Annotated in this window: 16 protein-coding genes and 1 pseudogene; 7 read left to right on the forward strand and 10 right to left on the reverse strand. The window is 62.8% G+C overall.

Annotated elements, in window-relative coordinates:
• The first annotated feature begins 37 nt into the window (after positions 1 to 37).
• From ACN9M1_RS02955 to ACN9M1_RS02975, 5 genes are read left to right on the forward strand one after another with little or no spacing between them, the layout of a single operon-like run.
• A complete protein-coding gene (locus tag ACN9M1_RS02955) occupies positions 38 to 1,882 on the forward strand; it encodes a copper resistance system multicopper oxidase (protein ID WP_426397255.1) in 1,845 nt (614 codons plus the stop codon).
• On the forward strand, positions 1,882 to 2,901 hold the full coding sequence (locus ACN9M1_RS02960) for a copper resistance protein B (RefSeq protein ID WP_426397257.1): 1,020 nt from the start codon (positions 1,882 to 1,884) through the stop codon (positions 2,899 to 2,901). The genes ACN9M1_RS02955 and ACN9M1_RS02960 overlap by 1 nt, the downstream gene beginning before the upstream one ends.
• Positions 2,902 to 2,945: 44 nt before the next feature.
• A complete protein-coding gene (gene copC / locus ACN9M1_RS02965) occupies positions 2,946 to 3,332 on the forward strand; it encodes a copper homeostasis periplasmic binding protein CopC (protein WP_426397259.1) in 387 nt (128 codons plus the stop codon).
• A gap of 4 nt (positions 3,333 to 3,336) precedes the next feature.
• Positions 3,337 to 4,278, forward strand: coding sequence for a copper homeostasis membrane protein CopD (gene copD, locus ACN9M1_RS02970; protein WP_426397260.1), 942 nt, complete (start codon positions 3,337 to 3,339; stop codon positions 4,276 to 4,278).
• 21 nt (positions 4,279 to 4,299) lie between these two features.
• The gene (locus tag ACN9M1_RS02975; RefSeq protein ID WP_426397262.1) at positions 4,300 to 4,785 is read left to right on the forward strand and encodes a DUF411 domain-containing protein; all 486 of its coding nucleotides are present in this window, start codon (positions 4,300 to 4,302) and stop codon (positions 4,783 to 4,785) included.
• Positions 4,786 to 4,865: 80 nt separating this feature from the next.
• Here the strand turns inward: ACN9M1_RS02975 and ACN9M1_RS02980 are convergent.
• Both ACN9M1_RS02980 and ACN9M1_RS02985 read right to left on the reverse strand, forming a co-directional pair.
• Positions 4,866 to 5,081, reverse strand: a pseudogene (locus ACN9M1_RS02980) (4-hydroxybenzoate 3-monooxygenase); the annotation flags it as partial.
• A 167-nt stretch (positions 5,082 to 5,248) separates the two neighbouring features.
• Positions 5,249 to 6,502 carry an Hsp70 family protein gene (locus ACN9M1_RS02985; RefSeq protein WP_426397264.1) on the reverse strand — a complete coding sequence of 418 codons (1,254 nt, stop codon included), beginning with the start codon at positions 6,500 to 6,502 and terminating at the stop codon, positions 5,249 to 5,251.
• 586 nt (positions 6,503 to 7,088) lie between these two features.
• Here ACN9M1_RS02985 and ACN9M1_RS02990 point away from each other — a divergent pair.
• Positions 7,089 to 8,294, forward strand: a complete 1,206-nt coding sequence (locus ACN9M1_RS02990) for an IS110 family transposase (RefSeq protein ID WP_426398784.1) — start codon at positions 7,089 to 7,091, stop codon at positions 8,292 to 8,294.
• 75 nt (positions 8,295 to 8,369) lie between these two features.
• Here the strand turns inward: ACN9M1_RS02990 and ACN9M1_RS02995 are convergent, their stop codons facing one another.
• From ACN9M1_RS02995 to ACN9M1_RS03030, 8 genes are all read right to left on the reverse strand, one after another.
• Positions 8,370 to 8,507, reverse strand: a complete 138-nt coding sequence (locus tag ACN9M1_RS02995) for a hypothetical protein (protein WP_426397266.1) — start codon at positions 8,505 to 8,507, stop codon at positions 8,370 to 8,372.
• Between the two features lie 67 nt (positions 8,508 to 8,574).
• Positions 8,575 to 8,958, reverse strand: coding sequence for a hypothetical protein (locus ACN9M1_RS03000; RefSeq protein ID WP_426397268.1), 384 nt, complete (start codon positions 8,956 to 8,958; stop codon positions 8,575 to 8,577).
• Positions 8,897 to 9,289, reverse strand: a complete 393-nt coding sequence (locus ACN9M1_RS03005) for a hypothetical protein (protein WP_426398785.1) — start codon at positions 9,287 to 9,289, stop codon at positions 8,897 to 8,899. Before ACN9M1_RS03005 ends, ACN9M1_RS03000 begins: the two co-directional genes overlap by 62 nt.
• Positions 9,290 to 9,313: 24 nt before the next feature.
• A complete protein-coding gene (locus tag ACN9M1_RS03010) occupies positions 9,314 to 9,937 on the reverse strand; it encodes a LamG domain-containing protein (protein WP_426397269.1) in 624 nt (207 codons plus the stop codon).
• Between the two features lie 14 nt (positions 9,938 to 9,951).
• Positions 9,952 to 10,413, reverse strand: coding sequence for a chromate resistance protein ChrB domain-containing protein (locus ACN9M1_RS03015; protein WP_426397271.1), 462 nt, complete (start codon positions 10,411 to 10,413; stop codon positions 9,952 to 9,954).
• A gap of 44 nt (positions 10,414 to 10,457) precedes the next feature.
• Positions 10,458 to 11,048, reverse strand: a complete 591-nt coding sequence (locus ACN9M1_RS03020) for a superoxide dismutase (RefSeq protein ID WP_426397272.1) — start codon at positions 11,046 to 11,048, stop codon at positions 10,458 to 10,460.
• Between the two features lie 18 nt (positions 11,049 to 11,066).
• On the reverse strand, positions 11,067 to 12,263 hold the full coding sequence (locus tag ACN9M1_RS03025; protein ID WP_426397274.1) for a chromate transporter: 1,197 nt from the start codon (positions 12,261 to 12,263) through the stop codon (positions 11,067 to 11,069).
• A gap of 22 nt (positions 12,264 to 12,285) precedes the next feature.
• A complete protein-coding gene (locus tag ACN9M1_RS03030) occupies positions 12,286 to 13,248 on the reverse strand; it encodes a chromate resistance protein ChrB domain-containing protein (RefSeq protein WP_426397276.1) in 963 nt (320 codons plus the stop codon).
• 251 nt (positions 13,249 to 13,499) lie between these two features.
• On the opposite strand from ACN9M1_RS03030, the gene ACN9M1_RS03035 reads away from it, so the two are divergent.
• The gene (locus ACN9M1_RS03035; RefSeq protein WP_426397277.1) at positions 13,500 to 14,672 is read left to right on the forward strand and encodes a DUF4382 domain-containing protein; all 1,173 of its coding nucleotides are present in this window, start codon (positions 13,500 to 13,502) and stop codon (positions 14,670 to 14,672) included.
• The last annotated feature ends 31 nt before the right edge of the window (positions 14,673 to 14,703 follow it).

Raw genomic sequence — 14,703 nt, forward strand, 5'->3', positions numbered from 1 at the left:
CAGCTTCTGTCCGACATTACGCAAGGAAAACTCGATCATGCGCAGCAATCGTGCATCCGGCATCCTGCTACCGAACTTGCCTCGCCGGCGGTTCGTGCAAGGTTTGGCCGCCGGTGGTGTCATCGCCGGCCTGGGGCTGGGTGGTTTCACTTCGTCGTTGGCGGCTTCGGCCGCATCGACCGCGCTGGGTACGGCGCCCGTGCTGCGCGGCACTGAATTCGATCTGGTCATCGACGAAACGCTGGTGAACTTTACCGGCAAGCCGACCATGGCCACGACTATCAACGGAACGTTGCCCGGCCCCACGCTCCGTTGGCGCGAAGGTGACACCGTCACGCTGCGCGTCACGAACCGCCTGCGCGAGCCAACGTCGATCCACTGGCACGGCATCATCCTGCCGTTCGAGATGGACGGTGTGCCCGGCATCAGCTTCCACGGCATTCCACCCGGCGAGACCTTCACCTACCGCTTTAAGGTTCGTCAGAGCGGCAGCTACTGGTACCACTCACATTCAGGCTTCCAGGAAATGACCGGGGTCTATGGCGCGCTCATCATCGATGCCGCCGGCGGCGACCCAATCCGCTCCGATCGCGACTACAGCGTTTTGCTGTCCGACTGGACTGATGAGGATCCCATGCGGATCCTCTCCAAACTCAAGACAAAGAGCAATTACTACAACTACCACCAGCCCACGGTGGTGGACTTCTTCCGCGATGTCTCCAACGATGGTTGGAAGGCCGCCATGGACAAGCGGGCGATGTGGAACCAGATGCGCATGAGCCCTACCGATCTGGCCGACCTTTCCAGCGCGACGCTCACGTACCTCACCAACGGCGTCACCCCCGCCGGCAACTGGACGGGCCTGTTCTCGCCGGGCGAGACGGTGCGGCTGCGCTTTGTCAACGGCTCAGGCAACACGTTCTACGACGTGCGCATCCCGGGGCTGAAGCTCAAGGTCGTGCAGGTCGACGGGCAGAACATCGAGCCGGTGACGGTGGACGAATTCCGCTTCGGCCCCGGCGAGACCTGCGATGTACTGGTCTCGCCCAAGGACGACGCCTATACGATCTTCTCGCAGTCGATGGACCGTACCGGTTATGCGCGAGGCACGCTGGCGGTCCGTCAAGGCTTACAGGCGGCCGTGCCGGCGCTCGACAAGGCGGAATGGCTTTCCATGTCCGACATGATGGGGGACATGGGCGGCATGGGCCATGGCGCGATGTCCGGTATGGATCATGGGGACATGCAGATGATGGGCGAGGGCGGCATGACCATGATGGACTCGGGTGGCATGCAGACGATGGACCACGGCCAGCATGGGCAAGCCGGTGGCGCGGCAGACAGCCTGAAGGTGCCGAGCAAGAAAGCCCGGCATGCGCGCACCGAATATGGCCCCAGCACCGATATGCGCGTCGACATGGCGCGCACCAATCTGGATGACCCCGGCGTTGGCCTGCGCAACAACGGGCGCCGCGTCCTGGTGCTCGCCGACATGCATACCATCGGTGGACCGATGGACAAGCGCGGTCCCGAGCGCGAAGTGGAACTGCACCTGACCGGCAACATGGAGCGCTACACGTGGTCGTTCGACGGCGTGGAGTTCGGCAAATCGTCACCGGTCCACTTCCGGTATGGCGAACGGCTACGCGTCATCCTCCACAACGACACGATGATGACGCACCCCATGCATCTGCACGGCATGTGGAGCGAACTGGAAATGCCGGACGGCACATTCCTCGCGCGCCGGCACACCTTCCCCGTCCAGCCTGCTCAGCGGATCAGCTTCCTTGTCACGGCGGACGCACTCGGCCGCTGGGCCTGGCACTGCCACTTGATGCTGCACATGGATGCGGGCATGTTCCGCGAAGTGGTGGTGGCCTGATGCTCGACTTTCACAGCGGATCGATCATGCGCAAGCACGCAAGGACACTATTGACGGCGGCGCTGGCAGTTACCGGCATTGGCGTCGCCTCGGCCCAGGAAATTCAACTGATGGACGGAGGGACCACGCCTGCGTCCCACTCCGAGCATCAGGGGGCGGGCAATTCAATGCAGGGGATGGACCACAGCGCGATGCCCGGCATGGACCACGGCTCGATGCAAGGAATGGATCACGGTGCCATGCCGGGCATGGACCACGGCAGCATGAACATGCAGGGCGGTTCCGCGCCTGCCGATGCGCGCGATCCCGATGCCTACTCGGGTGGATACCAGCTCGGCTCCGGCAAATATGCGTTGGGCGACCCCCGCCACATGATGATGGCGGACGAGCATAACTTCGGCTCGGTGTTAGTAGACCGGCTGGAGTGGGTGCACGGCAACGATGCCAATGCAACTGCCTACGAATTGCAGGCGCGGTATGGCAGCGTGTACAACAAGGCCGTCCTCAAAGCCGAGGGCGATGTGTCGAAAGGGCGGTTTGAAGAAGCGCGCACCGAACTGCTATGGAGTCATGCCGTGGCGACGTTCTGGGATACGCAACTCGGTGTCCGCAATGACGCAGGCTTTGGCCGACCCGCGCGCAACTGGGCGGCGTTTGGCGTGCAAGGCTTGGCCCCGTACTGGTTTGATGTCGAGGCCACGGCCTATGTGGGCAATAGCGGTCGCACGGCGTTGCGGCTGTCCGGCGAATACGAGCTGCTGCTAACGCAGCGTCTGATTCTGCAACCGCGCATGGAAGCCAACTTCTATGGCAAGCGCGACCCCGAGCTTGCGATCGGTAGCGGGCTGTCTAACGCGACGGTCGGTGTGCGCTTGCGCTACGAATTCAGCCGCCAGTTTGCCCCGTATATCGGCATTGAACGCAGCCAGGCCTTTGGCAGCACGGCCAACATGATCGAAGCCGCCGGCGGGCGCCGTGGCGATACGCGCTTTGTTGCCGGTGTGCGCCTCTGGTTCTAGGTCTCCCAGCCTCCCTAACCCCTCCCAACCTTAAAAGACGCCCTATGTTCACATCTCGTTTTGCTACCAAGGCCATCATCGGCACCTCCATGGCGCTTCTGGCGTCGGCTGCGTTCGCGCATCCGAAGCTTGTGTCGTCGACGCCTGCGGACAAAGCCGAAGTCGCTGCGCCCGCCAGGATCGAATTGCATTTTTCTGAAACGCTCATGCCGCAATTCTCTGGCGCCAACCTTGTCATGACGGGCATGCCTGGCATGGCCGACCACGCCCCGATGAAGGTGGCCACCAAAGTCTCGGGCGGCGAAGATGGCAAGACCATGGTGATCACGCCCTCGCAGCCACTGTCGGCAGGCACGTACCGCGTCGATTGGCGTGCCGTGTCGTCGGACACGCACAACGTGAACGGCAACTTCTCCTTCCAGGTCAAGTAAGCCGATGCCAGAGGATTGGTTGGTCGTCGCGCTACGGTTTGCGCTCTACCTCGACCTGATGGTTCTGTTTGGCGTGGCGCTCTTTTGTGTCAATGCGGGCATCCACGCCATGCGGCCAGATGAGGGCACTTCGACCGTCGCGCGGCGGTACATCCAGATCATCGGCATCGCGGCCGTCCTCGGTATTGGACTGTCGTTGGCGAGCATGGTCGTGATGGCCAAAGCGATGACCGGAGCCAGCGAATATGCCGAGCTGACGACACACGTCTTCGGCATGATCATGACGGGCACGTCGGTCGGCCTAGCATGGATGGTGCGCGTGGCCGTCTTGTTGGCCGCACTTGCGTGCCTCGCCGTGCTGGGCAATCGTCCCGCACTGCGTTTCGGTATGGCGTCGGCGCTCGGTGCCGTTGCCTTGGCGACGATCGCCTGGGCGGGCCATGGAGTGATGGACGACGGTACACGCGGTGCACTTCATCTGCTTGTCGACATTGCTCACCTCGTGGCGGCAGGCGCGTGGGTGGGGGCATTGGTTGCATTCGTCGTGCTTGCCACGAAGGCGCGAGCGTTTTCACCAGAAGCAGCCGACTTGCTCGGACGGACATCGAACGGCTTTGCCCGCATTGGCACCGTGATCGTCGCCACATTGGTTGTGACGGGCGGGGTCAACTACGTGCTGATCGTGGGTCCGACCGTCGATGGCCTGGTGACGACCGCCTACGGCCGCCTATTGCTCGCGAAGCTTGCACTGTTCGTGCTGATGCTCGCGCTGGCGGCCGCCAACCGGTATCGGCTGAGCCCACGCCTTGAGCGAGCACTGAAAGATGGCGACCCCATTGAAGCGGTGCTGGCACTGCGCCGGAGTTTGATGACAGAGGCCACGCTCGCTGTGGTGATCCTTGTGTTGGTGGCTTGGCTGGGGGTACTTTCTCCGGCAGGCGCCTGACACCTTATTTCTGATGACGCTATGACTACAACATCGCAAGTAAAACCGTTGTCCTCAACCAGGCGTGCTTTCGCACTCGGACTGGCGCTCCTACCCGCCATGGCCTTTGCCCAGAAGGCAGCATCGAAGCCGCTGGTCGAAGTTTGGAAGACACCGACATGCGGTTGCTGCAAAGACTGGCTCACGCATTTGCGGGACAACGGGTTCGACGTTGTGGCGCACGACGTTGAAGACACCGTTGACGCCAGAAGACAAGCGCAGATACCCGACCGCTATGCCTCGTGCCACACCGGCATGGTGCAAGGCTATGCCTTGGAAGGCCACGTTCCGGCTCGCGAGATCAAGCGACTGCTGCGAGAGCGGCCGAAAGCGGTCGGCCTGGCGGTGCCCAGCATGCCGCTTGGCGCGCCAGGAATGGATGGGCCAGCCTACGGTGGACGCCGCATGGCTTACAACGTGCTGCTCGTCGGAACCGATGGCCAATCGAGCGTATATCAGGCGTATTAGCCAAGCGCCAAAGATCAGCCATCGTGCCTCTCTCGAGTGGGAGCCCTGTCAAATCCCCAAGCGGCTCACTATTCGAGACGTCAAACCGCCGCTGTGCCAACGTAGTTCTCGGCCAGCGCGGTCAATGCCGCTCGCGAAGTCGTGACGTGCTTCAGCTCCGCAATCTTTAGCTGCTGCTCGAATGGCGATACGCCATCCAGTCGATGCATCACGCGGGTCATCCAGTAAGAGAAATGCTCCGCGCGCCAGATGCGCCGCAGGGCGGTTTCGCTGTATGCCTCCAGCAGATGTGGACGGCCGATCAGCCAAACGCCAAAGCCTAACCATCGGGCCCACCTCAACCAGCGGGGGCGCTCAGATCGCCTCTAGCATGACGTGGTCCTCGTCTCCGACTACAGCAATATCCCAGCCCGAATGGTTCGATACGCTCGAAACGTCCCGCCGCCCTCAGCCTTTCAGCCCGTCAGCCAAACTTGCGCGCCGCATCGCGCGCCAGGCCGGAACCGATCCCGCCGAACAGGTCGCCCTCGACGCGCCGCGCCGACGGCAGCACTTGCGCCAGTTGCTCGCGCAGCAGCGGCACCCCGCTGGAGCCGCCGGCGAAGAGAATGGTATCGACCGCTTCCGCTGCGACGCCCGCCGTCTTCAACATCGCCTGCACCGTCGAGACCGTCTTGCCGACCAGCTTCCCAATCGACTGGTCGAAGTCCTCGCGCGTGACGGGCTGCTTCAACTCGGGCGCGATGCGGTGCAGGTCGATCTCCGCCACCGGGACGTCCGACAGCGCGATCTTCGCGGCTTCCACCTGGATGGCCAGCCAGTGGCCGGCGCGCTCGCGGATCAGGCGGATTAGGCGGTCGAGTTTTTCGGTGTCGGCGACATCTCGGTAATTGTCCATCACCATCGCCCACGCCTTGCGCGTGTACACGTGGTTGATGGTGTGCCAGCTTGCCAGGTCGAAATACTGGCCGGACGGCATCGCCTTGCCGTTGCGCAGCGTGCTGTTCAGGCCCAGTAGCGGCATCACGCTGGCTAGGCTCAGGGCGCGGTCGAAGTCGGTGCCACCGATGTGAACGCCGCCGTTGGCGAGGATGTCCTCGCGGCGGTCAAGGCGTTTCGCGCGGTCGGGCGACAGGCGCACCAGCGAGAAGTCCGACGTACCGCCGCCAATGTCCGCCACCAGCACAAGCTCTTCACCGCTGATGCCGGCTTCATAGTCGAACGCGGCGGCGATGGGCTCGTACTGGAAGGCGATCTCGTCGAAGCCGGCGTCGCGCGCGATTTCCAACAGCGTGTCTTCGGCGAGCTGGTCGGCCTTGGAGTCTTCGTCGACGAAGAACACCGGGCGGCCCAGCACGGCGCGGCGGAATTCATGGCCGGCGGCGCGCTCGGCGCGCCTTTTGAGTTCGCCGATGAAATGCGCCAGCAGCTTGCGGAAGGGCATGGCCTGGCCCATGACCTCCGTGCTGTCGTCCATCATCGACGTGCCGAGCAGGCTCTTGAGCGAGCGCATCAGGCGGCCCTCGTAGCCGGCAAGATAGTCGGTCAGCGCGGCACGGCCGTAGCTGACCAGCGGGTCTTCGGCGTGAAAGAAGATGACGGAAGGCAGCGTAACCTTGCCGTCTTCGAGCGGCAGCAGGGTGGGTGCGTCCGATCTCAGCCAGCCAACAGTGGAGTTGGACGTGCCGAAATCGACGCCGCAAGCGTTTGACTTCATAGGATTGTGGCTTCTCGAGTGCAGCGGGAGGCATGCGCCTGCACGGGATATCAGGAGCGGGCGCCACCGGCGAAGGGGCGCTATTGTAGTGGCTTTGTGCGACGGATCCCCTCACGGCGCCCGCTGCTATCCGATTCGTCCGCATAGAGGGCCCTATCGTGTCGGCCATCGAGGAATGCCGGTGCTCTAGGTGGTCGGACGCGCACGAGGATTTATCCGGTCTCGGTCATGATCAGCCGATTTCGGTAGTTAGTTGAGGTGGCCGCGGAAATCGTGACAGAGGTTGAGCTAGGTTCTAACCATCGACTCTGAGCTCACCTTGGGACTTTCAATGATGCATTCGGACAGCTGACCTGCCCCCGTTACTATCTTCGTGCCCCAATAATCGGGGCTTTGGCCAGCCAGGCCCGGCATGATTGCTGCCCCCAGTCGCCCATGATCCGGGGGGTGTTGTCACCGGGCCTGGTGGGTGGCTGGTGATCGCTGATAGGGGCTTGGCCAGGACTTCCTGAGGCCGTCCGTAACGTGGATGCCGAGACTTGCCACCGATGTTGCCGGCCAATGTGTTTCATGGCGTCTCACCTTCATGCAAGAACCGCTTCAGCACAATTCCATTGATGTCTTTGTCGGCGTCGATGTCGGCAAGGGCCAGCATCACGCCGTCGCGCTCGATCGCAGCGGCAAGCGCCTGTACAACAAGGCGCTGCCCAATGACGAAGCCAAACTACGTGCCTTGATCAATGAACTCAAGGCGCACGGCCAGCTTCTGTTCGTGGTCGACCAACCCGCTACCATCGGCGCGCTGCCGGTGGCCGTGGCTCGCGACGAGGGTGTCTTGGTCGCCTATCTGCCAGGGCTGGCCATGCGCCGCATCGCAGATCTACACGCCGGTGAAGCCAAGACCGACGCTCGCGACGCGGCAATCATTGCCGAAGCCGCCCGCTCCATGCCCCACACCTTGCGCTCGCTGCGGCTGGCCGATGAGCCGCTGGCCGAGCTCACCATGCTGTGTGGCTTCGACGACGATCTGGCCGCCCAAGTCACTCAAACCAGCAACCGCATTCGCGGCCTGCTCACCCAGATTCATCCCGCCCTCGAACGAGTGCTGGGGCCGCGCCTGGATCATCCTGCCGTGCTCGATCTGCTTGAGCGCTACCCGTCACCCGCCGCACTTGCCGCGACCAGCGAGAAGACGCTCGCCAACCGCCTGATCAAACTCGCTCCGCGTATGGGCAAGCGCTTGGCCGCCGAGATCGTTCAAGCGCTTGGCGAACAGACCGTCGTCGTGCCCGGCACCCAGGCCGCGACTGTCGTCATGCCGCGCCTTGCCAAGCAGCTCGCTGCCTTGCTACAGCAGCGCGACGAGGTCGCTAGTGAAGCCGAGCGCCTGGTGCATGCACACCCTCTTTACCCGGTCCTGACCAGCATGCCCGGAGTCGGCGTCAGGACCGCCGCCAGACTCCTGACAGAAGTCGCGCACAAGGCCTTCGCTTCAGCCGCACACCTGGCCGCCTATGCCGGCCTGGCGCCAGTCACCCGGCGCTCGGGCTCGTCCATCCGAGGTGAACACCCCTCCAGGCGCGGCAACAAGGTGCTCAAACGAACCTTGTTTCTCTCTGCGTTTGCTGCCTTGCGAGACCCGATCTCACGCGCCTACTACACGCGCAAGATCCAGCAAGGCAAGCGTCACAACCAAGCCCTCATCGCGCTGGCTAGGCGTCGTTGCGACGTCCTGTTCGCCATGCTGCGCGACGGGACCCTTTACCAACCCAAAACCGTCCCTAACGCTTGACGAAACACATAGGGGCACCCCCCCGCGATTAGTACGCTGACGATGTAGAGTCCGTTCCCGTCGGGCCGTTCCCCCCTAATCGGACTCTTCCTCTTCGGCGTCCGTGGTCTTCTTGTGTTCGCCCTTGTCGCGCGCATTGATCGGATTCGCAAGCGCCGCAACGACGACGGCGGCCGTGAACACGGCGGTCACCCAATCAAGCCAGTCCCACATTGGAAGCCCTCTTGATGACACCCGCGTGTGTAGCCGCTAGGCAAGGCAGCACCGGTGCGAGCCTCTTTCAGTCGTCATCATCGTCGGCAACCTGTTTGCCGTCTTCGCCGATCAAGACTGTCGACTTGTCGCTTCCGTTGCCCAACGTGACCTCGTATCGGACGCGGCCGTTCTCGGTTTGCTTCTCGATCTCGCCAATGGCGCGGCCACCAGCTTGCCGGTCGATCGCGGCCTTCACCGTTGCGGGCACATGCGCGAGATCGACCGCCTCGTGGCTACGCTCTCCAAACGGATTTTTCTTGCAACCCGTGGTGGCAAGGCTCACCGCGCACACCAGAGTGATGGCGATGAGTTGACGCGTACAGCAAGACATGGCGGCCTCCAATACGTCATCTGATGACGAGGTCCCCCTGCGCAAAGCCGTTTCCATTGCGCCGATATTCGATTGCATGGCCACGGCGCCAGACTTCGAAGCAATTTTCGGCCTGGGTCTTGCCCTTTGAATCGCCAATACACAACTCGCCGCCACGCACGCGCCAGCGGCCAGCCAGGACTTGTCCGTGCATGATGGATTCGACCGTGCCGTCGGAACTGAACTTGTCCGACCAGTGCGTGCCATCGGTGATGGTCTTGCCGACGATCGTCTTCCTGATTTCGGCGGCGTTCAGCCGCTTGAACCCGTCTTCAGCCAAAACTGAGGTAGTCGTGCATAACATCGCGATCCCCAACCAGAGACTGGCGCGTGGCAACCGGCTTTTTGCACAACCCAGTTCCGACTTCATCTTCACTGCGCTCTCTCCTCGGTATTACTTCGTGGTGGTCCCGTACGCGAACGCGTCGAACGCAGTCACGCTGTCAGCCTTGGTCCATACCCCGACCATACCCGCACCGGTGATGTGCTCGTCCGTCACGTCGATATAGCGCTTGCCATCGAGGGACAACTGGATGTGATTTCCAGCGAATTCCACGCGCAGGGTGTGCCAAGCCTGGGCCGTAACGGGTGCATCCTGATAGCGGATCGTGTGGCGGCGGCCACCTATCGTGTAGTAGAGCGAAACGTTGTTTTCCAGCGCGTTGGCCCGCGCCACGTAGTAGTTGTCGCCGTTCTTCCAGCGCCACACAACGCCTCCGGCCTCATCTTCTCGGCCGCCGATGGGCTTGAACTTCACCTCAACGAAGCCATCGGCGATGGCGGTGCCTTGCTTGACGCACCACGGGAAATCCCCGACGCCCGACTGCTTGAGGACGTGGCCGCCTCCGGGCGCGGTGGGATCCAACTCCACCGTCCATTTCGGCGAACCGGTGCCCGTGACCCCGGCCACCCAACCGGCGGGCAGGGTTCCTGGTTTGTCCTGAGCGAACTGAATGGTCTCGGCCAAGGCCGGTAGTGCGATCAACGGCACACAGAGTGCGAGCACAATTCGTTGCATGCTTCTCTTCCCGCTCATGCAGGCATCTTGGGTGGCCAATTGTGCGTTTCCGCCTGGCAGTGTTTGCACCACGCATAGAGCGCGTCGTAAATCACCAGACCGTGCTGCAGCATTTCGTGGTCATCGACAAATACCTGCGACAAGCCCAGCGAGATGGCATAGAGCCCACTCGATTGCGGCGTCAGGTCGAGTCTTGAGGTATCTGCACCGCGCACGATGCCCGCCAACTGCTGCAAGGCGGGATCCTCGCCCAGGTGGTACTTGTCGAGGAAGGCATCGAAGCTGCACAGCTCGCCCACGTGCGTGAGTTCCACACCAGGCACGTCGTACGGGATGGCGCCAGTCTCGTTGGCGACGCGCGCGACATCGCCAGGCGGTACGTACAGGAATTCCGGTGTCTCGTCGATGAAGCGGGCGATCAACCAGGGGCAGGCGATGCGATCGATCTTGGGGCGCTCGCGGGTAATCCACTGCATTGCAGCCTCCGTTACGGTTCGCTGACGGATAAGGAACTGGGGCGTTACTTCCGCACGGCGGAGAAACGTTCGCCAACACTCGCCCAGTGCACGTTCTGCATGAAGGCATCGACATAGGCAGCGGCCTTGGCGCCGTAGTCCATGTGATACGAGTGTTCGTACATATCGAGCGCTAGGATCGGCGTACCACCCGCCAGGGTGTGCGCGTGGTCCGATGCCCACTGGTTGACGAGCCGACCGTCGCGCGGCAAGTAGGTCAGCAATACCCAGCCAGAGCCGCCGCCGAGCGCCTTGCCCATCGCCGTGAATTCAGTCTGCCAGCGCTCGACTGAGCCGAAATCGCGTGCGATGGCATCCTTCAGATCGCCTTCCAGCGGCCCGCCATCGCCGAGACTGTCGAAGTACACCTCGTGCAGGATCATGGAATTCGTGGCAATCAACTCCTCACGCTTCAGGCCGTTAAGCACGAAGACCGGTGCGGTGGCCACGTCCAACCCAGTGAGCTCCGCCGTGATGGCGTTCAGGCGTTTGACCGCGCCGCCGTAGTTGTTCTCGTAGTGGCTGACGATCAGCTTCTCCGACAGGCCCGACAGCGTGGTCGGATCGCATGCCAGCGGCTTCATTTGGTAGGTCATGGGAGCCTCCGAGCAAACTCAGTGGTGCAGCAGCGGATACGCCACCAAGCCGATCAGCGCGGCGCCTGCCACGATCACAGGCTCCGTCAGCTTCTTGAACCTGAGCAGCAGCACGACCGTGATGAGTGCCAGCAACACCGTCGGCACATCGACGATGGAGCGCTTGGCCAGCACGATCACCGCGCCGGTAATTGCGCCCACGGCTGCGGCCGTCACACCGTCGACGAAGGCCAGGATGGCGGGCAGCTTGCCGTACTTCTTGAAGTACGGTGCCGGCAAGATGGTGAACAGGTAGCACGGCAGGAAAGTGGCTGCGGCAGCCACGCAGGCGCCCGGCAATCCAGCGATCAGATAGCCAATGAACCCCACGGTGATGACAACTGGGCCTGGCGTGATCATTGCCACGGCGACGGCATCGACGAACTGTTTGTCGTTGAGCCAGTGGTGCTCCGTGACCACCCCGCCATACAGGAACGGCACGATGGCGAGGCCGGAGCCGAAGACGAACGCGCCGGCCTTGGCGAAGAACACACCGATTTGCGACAGCAGCGACCAGTCGATTGCGCTGACGATGCCGCTTGCTGCAGGGATGGGTGCCGCCGCGACGGCGTTCAGGCGACCCTGGCGCAGCCACTTGGGAGGCGCACGCCAGAACCACACCAGCACACCACCGGCCAGAAAGAGCCAAGCGACTTCCGACTCGGTGATGACCGTCACAGCCGCCAGTACCAGATAGACGAACCACAGCAACTTGTCTTTGCCGACACTCTTGGTGGTGAGCTTGTAGGCGCTGATGGCGATAATGCCGATCACCGCCGCACCGACCCCGTAGAACACCGACTGCATCCACGTCAGGCCGCCGAAGCGTGTGTAAGCCCAGCCGAGCGCCACCACCATCAGGAACGAGGGCAGTACGAACGCGATGCCGATCAGCGTGGCGCCGAGGATGCGGTAGTGCACGTAACCAAGATAGATTGCCAGTTGCGCCGCAAGCGGCCCTGGGGCGAGCTGCGCCAGCGCGAGCCCTTCCTTGTAGTCGCCCTCGGTGATCCACTGGCGCGTATCCACCAGGTCACGCCGCATGTAGCCCGCTAGCGCGACGGGTCCACCGAAGCCAAGAGTGCCGAGGCGCAGGAAGTAGAGCACCAGTTGCCAGAGCGTGTAGCTGGGCCGATCTGCTTGGGGTGCGGCCTCAGTTGATTGGGGTGTGGTCATAGTCGGTTCCTGAAGAGCGGGATTACGGTTTGCGTGCGGAGCAGAAATGCGTATGGAGCGAATCGAGCACGGTGCCGACCTCAGCCAGCAAGGCATCGTCATCGGCCAAGCGCTTGCGCGCGCCTGCCAGGACAGCCTCGAAGCCCGCAGCTTCCGGCACTGGCACGCCGCCCACGTCGAGTGCGTGGACCATGGCGCCAAGACGCACCAGCCCGCGGTCCTCATCCAAGCCGAAGGCGGCCAGCAGCACCTCGAACGAGACTTTGTCGCCGACGTGGGTGAAGGTCGCGCCGTCGAAGTCGAAGCCCAGAGCGTCGTCCGGACAGTCGGCTGGGCTTTCCAGCCACACGAAACGGGCATGCGGGTCGATGAAGCGTTGAATTAGCCAGGCGCTGGCTACGCGGTCGACCCACAAGTGCTGGCGCGTAGCCCACAGCCGGCCCTGATACTGAGTCGGGTCGCGCCGGGGAATGCCGCCTGCACTGGCGTGTGGTTCGCCTGGCGACTGGATCGCCTCAATGGCGGCCGCAAAATCCCGCCACTGCGCCGCCGCACGGATGGAAGCCTCGTTGGGGAAGAAGTCGATCTGGTGAATTACCTCATAGGCACGCGCGTGACGACGCTGCAGGCGATTGAGCTCGGTAGCCGCCAGATTCGGCAGCGTTTTGCGCGCCTCGGCCAGTTCAGCGAGCCAGTCGGTGTAGTCTGCGGATCGATCGAACAGCGCTTGGTAGGCCGCTGTTTCTTCGGCACTTTGTGCCTGGACATGAAGCAGCCACGCTTGACCGTCTTCTTGCAGTACTTCGTCGGCCAGTTCACGCAATTTGGCGGCTGGTTCCGTGTGTGTTGGCAGTAGGTAGGCGCCGTCGCGCAGGGCAGCGCAGCCGAGAGCCTTGATCGCTCGCCAGACGCGCATGCGCACGGTGGCGCCGGTCGTCGGCAGGCTGACGATTAGAAGGAGCCAAGCATTGGGAGAGGCAGTCATGGCGGCAGCATAGGCTGCCGTATAGAGCGCAGCAATGCTGTAGAGATCGCTACAACCAAGGGGGGCACATCAGCGTCAGGTGCTGTTGGGGTGGCTTTGGGTTGAAGGAAGACTATCGCTGCCCAGTTGAATCGCAACGCCGAACTCGGAGGCCCGCGCTTGTTTGCAATGTTACGAACGGTTGCAATTCGTGCGCAGTGAGTGGAACGGCCGAAGCTATGCTTCCGGTACCCCTAGCCGAGGAGACAACCATGAGAACAAGCTATCGGAACGCCTTGATTGCACTGCCGTTGCCATTGCTTATTGCAGCGTGCGGCGGTGGTGATGGCGGAGACGCCGGCACCGGCACGCTGCACGTCTCGATGACGGATGCGCCGGCCTGCGGTTTCGACCACATCTACGTGACCGTCAACAAGGTGCGCGTTCATGCCAGCGCATCGGCCGCCGACGCTGACGGCGGCTGGACTGACATCGCATTGACCAGTCCGCAGAAGATTGACCTGCTTTCGCTTACCAACGGCGTGCTGACCGATCTTGGCAGTGCGCCGCTACCTGCCGGGCAATATCAGCAGTTGCGCCTTGTCCTGTCCCCCAACCAGGGCAATACGCTCGCCAATTCCGTAGTGGTGACGGGCTCGGCGACCGAGCAGGCGCTCGCTACGCCGAGCAGCACGCAGAGCGGCTACAAGATCATCCAGCCGTTCACGGTACAGGCCAATACGTTGGTTGACGTGATCCTGGATTTCAACGCCTGCAAATCGATCGTGCAGCAGGGCAACGGGGGCTACAGCCTCAAGCCCGTGGTCACGGCGACGCCCACCGTTGTGAGCGGTTCGATCGCCGGCTACGTGCCGACGGCGCAGGCCGGCGCCATGGTCTATGCCGAGCAGAACGGCCAGGTGATCCGCGGCACGGTGGCGGATTCGACGGGCAAGTTCGTGCTCTCGCCGTTGGTGCAGAGCAGTAGTAACGGCGCGTACGACGTGGTCGTCGTCGACAATACGCTGCCGAACGGGCATGCCACCGGTATCATCCGCGCCGTCCCAGTCACGGCCAGCACAACGACCACGGTGTCGACCACGGCCGCACCGATCACGTTGCCGTCGTCCACCACCAACACGGCATCGGGCACGGCCACCGCTTCGGCGCAAGCTTCGCTGCGTGCGCTGCAGTCGATCAGCTCGGTGTCATACGAAATCACCTCGGCCAACGCCAATCTCGATACCGGGGCGTATTCGCTGGCGTTGCCAGCGGCGGCGCCGCTGGTGGGCACCTACAGCACGACGCTGCCGATCGCGTTGTCGGCGGTATCCTCGGTGGCGGGTCAGTACTCGGTACAGGCGACCAGCGCATCGGGCACCACGCAAAGCAGCGCGGTGAACGTCTCGGCTGGCAACCAGACTGGCGTCAACTTCAGTTTCTAACCAAGGAGCATGGGGCAGAGCCCCCTTACAA

It is taken from the genome of Ralstonia sp. R-29 (assembly GCF_049913345.1).
Taxonomy (GTDB): Bacteria; Pseudomonadota; Gammaproteobacteria; order Burkholderiales; family Burkholderiaceae; genus Ralstonia.

What these genes read in the sequence shown, in the direction of transcription:
- ACN9M1_RS02955 (WP_426397255.1), top strand. Translation starts at nt 38, where the DNA reads ATGCGCAGCAATCGTGCATCCGGCATCCTGCTACCGAACTTGCCTCGC.
- ACN9M1_RS02960 (WP_426397257.1), top strand. Translation starts at nt 1,882, where the DNA reads ATGCTCGACTTTCACAGCGGATCGATCATGCGCAAGCACGCAAGGACA.
- copC (WP_426397259.1), top strand. Translation starts at nt 2,946, where the DNA reads ATGTTCACATCTCGTTTTGCTACCAAGGCCATCATCGGCACCTCCATG.
- copD (WP_426397260.1), top strand. Translation starts at nt 3,337, where the DNA reads ATGCCAGAGGATTGGTTGGTCGTCGCGCTACGGTTTGCGCTCTACCTC.
- ACN9M1_RS02975 (WP_426397262.1), top strand. Translation starts at nt 4,300, where the DNA reads ATGACTACAACATCGCAAGTAAAACCGTTGTCCTCAACCAGGCGTGCT.
- ACN9M1_RS02985 (WP_426397264.1), bottom strand. Translation starts at nt 6,502, where the DNA reads ATGAAGTCAAACGCTTGCGGCGTCGATTTCGGCACGTCCAACTCCACT.
- ACN9M1_RS02990 (WP_426398784.1), top strand. Translation starts at nt 7,089, where the DNA reads ATGCAAGAACCGCTTCAGCACAATTCCATTGATGTCTTTGTCGGCGTC.
- ACN9M1_RS02995 (WP_426397266.1), bottom strand. Translation starts at nt 8,507, where the DNA reads ATGTGGGACTGGCTTGATTGGGTGACCGCCGTGTTCACGGCCGCCGTC.
- ACN9M1_RS03000 (WP_426397268.1), bottom strand. Translation starts at nt 8,958, where the DNA reads ATGCAATCGAATATCGGCGCAATGGAAACGGCTTTGCGCAGGGGGACC.
- ACN9M1_RS03005 (WP_426398785.1), bottom strand. Translation starts at nt 9,289, where the DNA reads ATGAAGTCGGAACTGGGTTGTGCAAAAAGCCGGTTGCCACGCGCCAGT.
- ACN9M1_RS03010 (WP_426397269.1), bottom strand. Translation starts at nt 9,937, where the DNA reads ATGCAACGAATTGTGCTCGCACTCTGTGTGCCGTTGATCGCACTACCG.
- ACN9M1_RS03015 (WP_426397271.1), bottom strand. Translation starts at nt 10,413, where the DNA reads ATGCAGTGGATTACCCGCGAGCGCCCCAAGATCGATCGCATCGCCTGC.
- ACN9M1_RS03020 (WP_426397272.1), bottom strand. Translation starts at nt 11,048, where the DNA reads ATGACCTACCAAATGAAGCCGCTGGCATGCGATCCGACCACGCTGTCG.
- ACN9M1_RS03025 (WP_426397274.1), bottom strand. Translation starts at nt 12,263, where the DNA reads ATGACCACACCCCAATCAACTGAGGCCGCACCCCAAGCAGATCGGCCC.
- ACN9M1_RS03030 (WP_426397276.1), bottom strand. Translation starts at nt 13,248, where the DNA reads ATGACTGCCTCTCCCAATGCTTGGCTCCTTCTAATCGTCAGCCTGCCG.
- ACN9M1_RS03035 (WP_426397277.1), top strand. Translation starts at nt 13,500, where the DNA reads ATGAGAACAAGCTATCGGAACGCCTTGATTGCACTGCCGTTGCCATTG.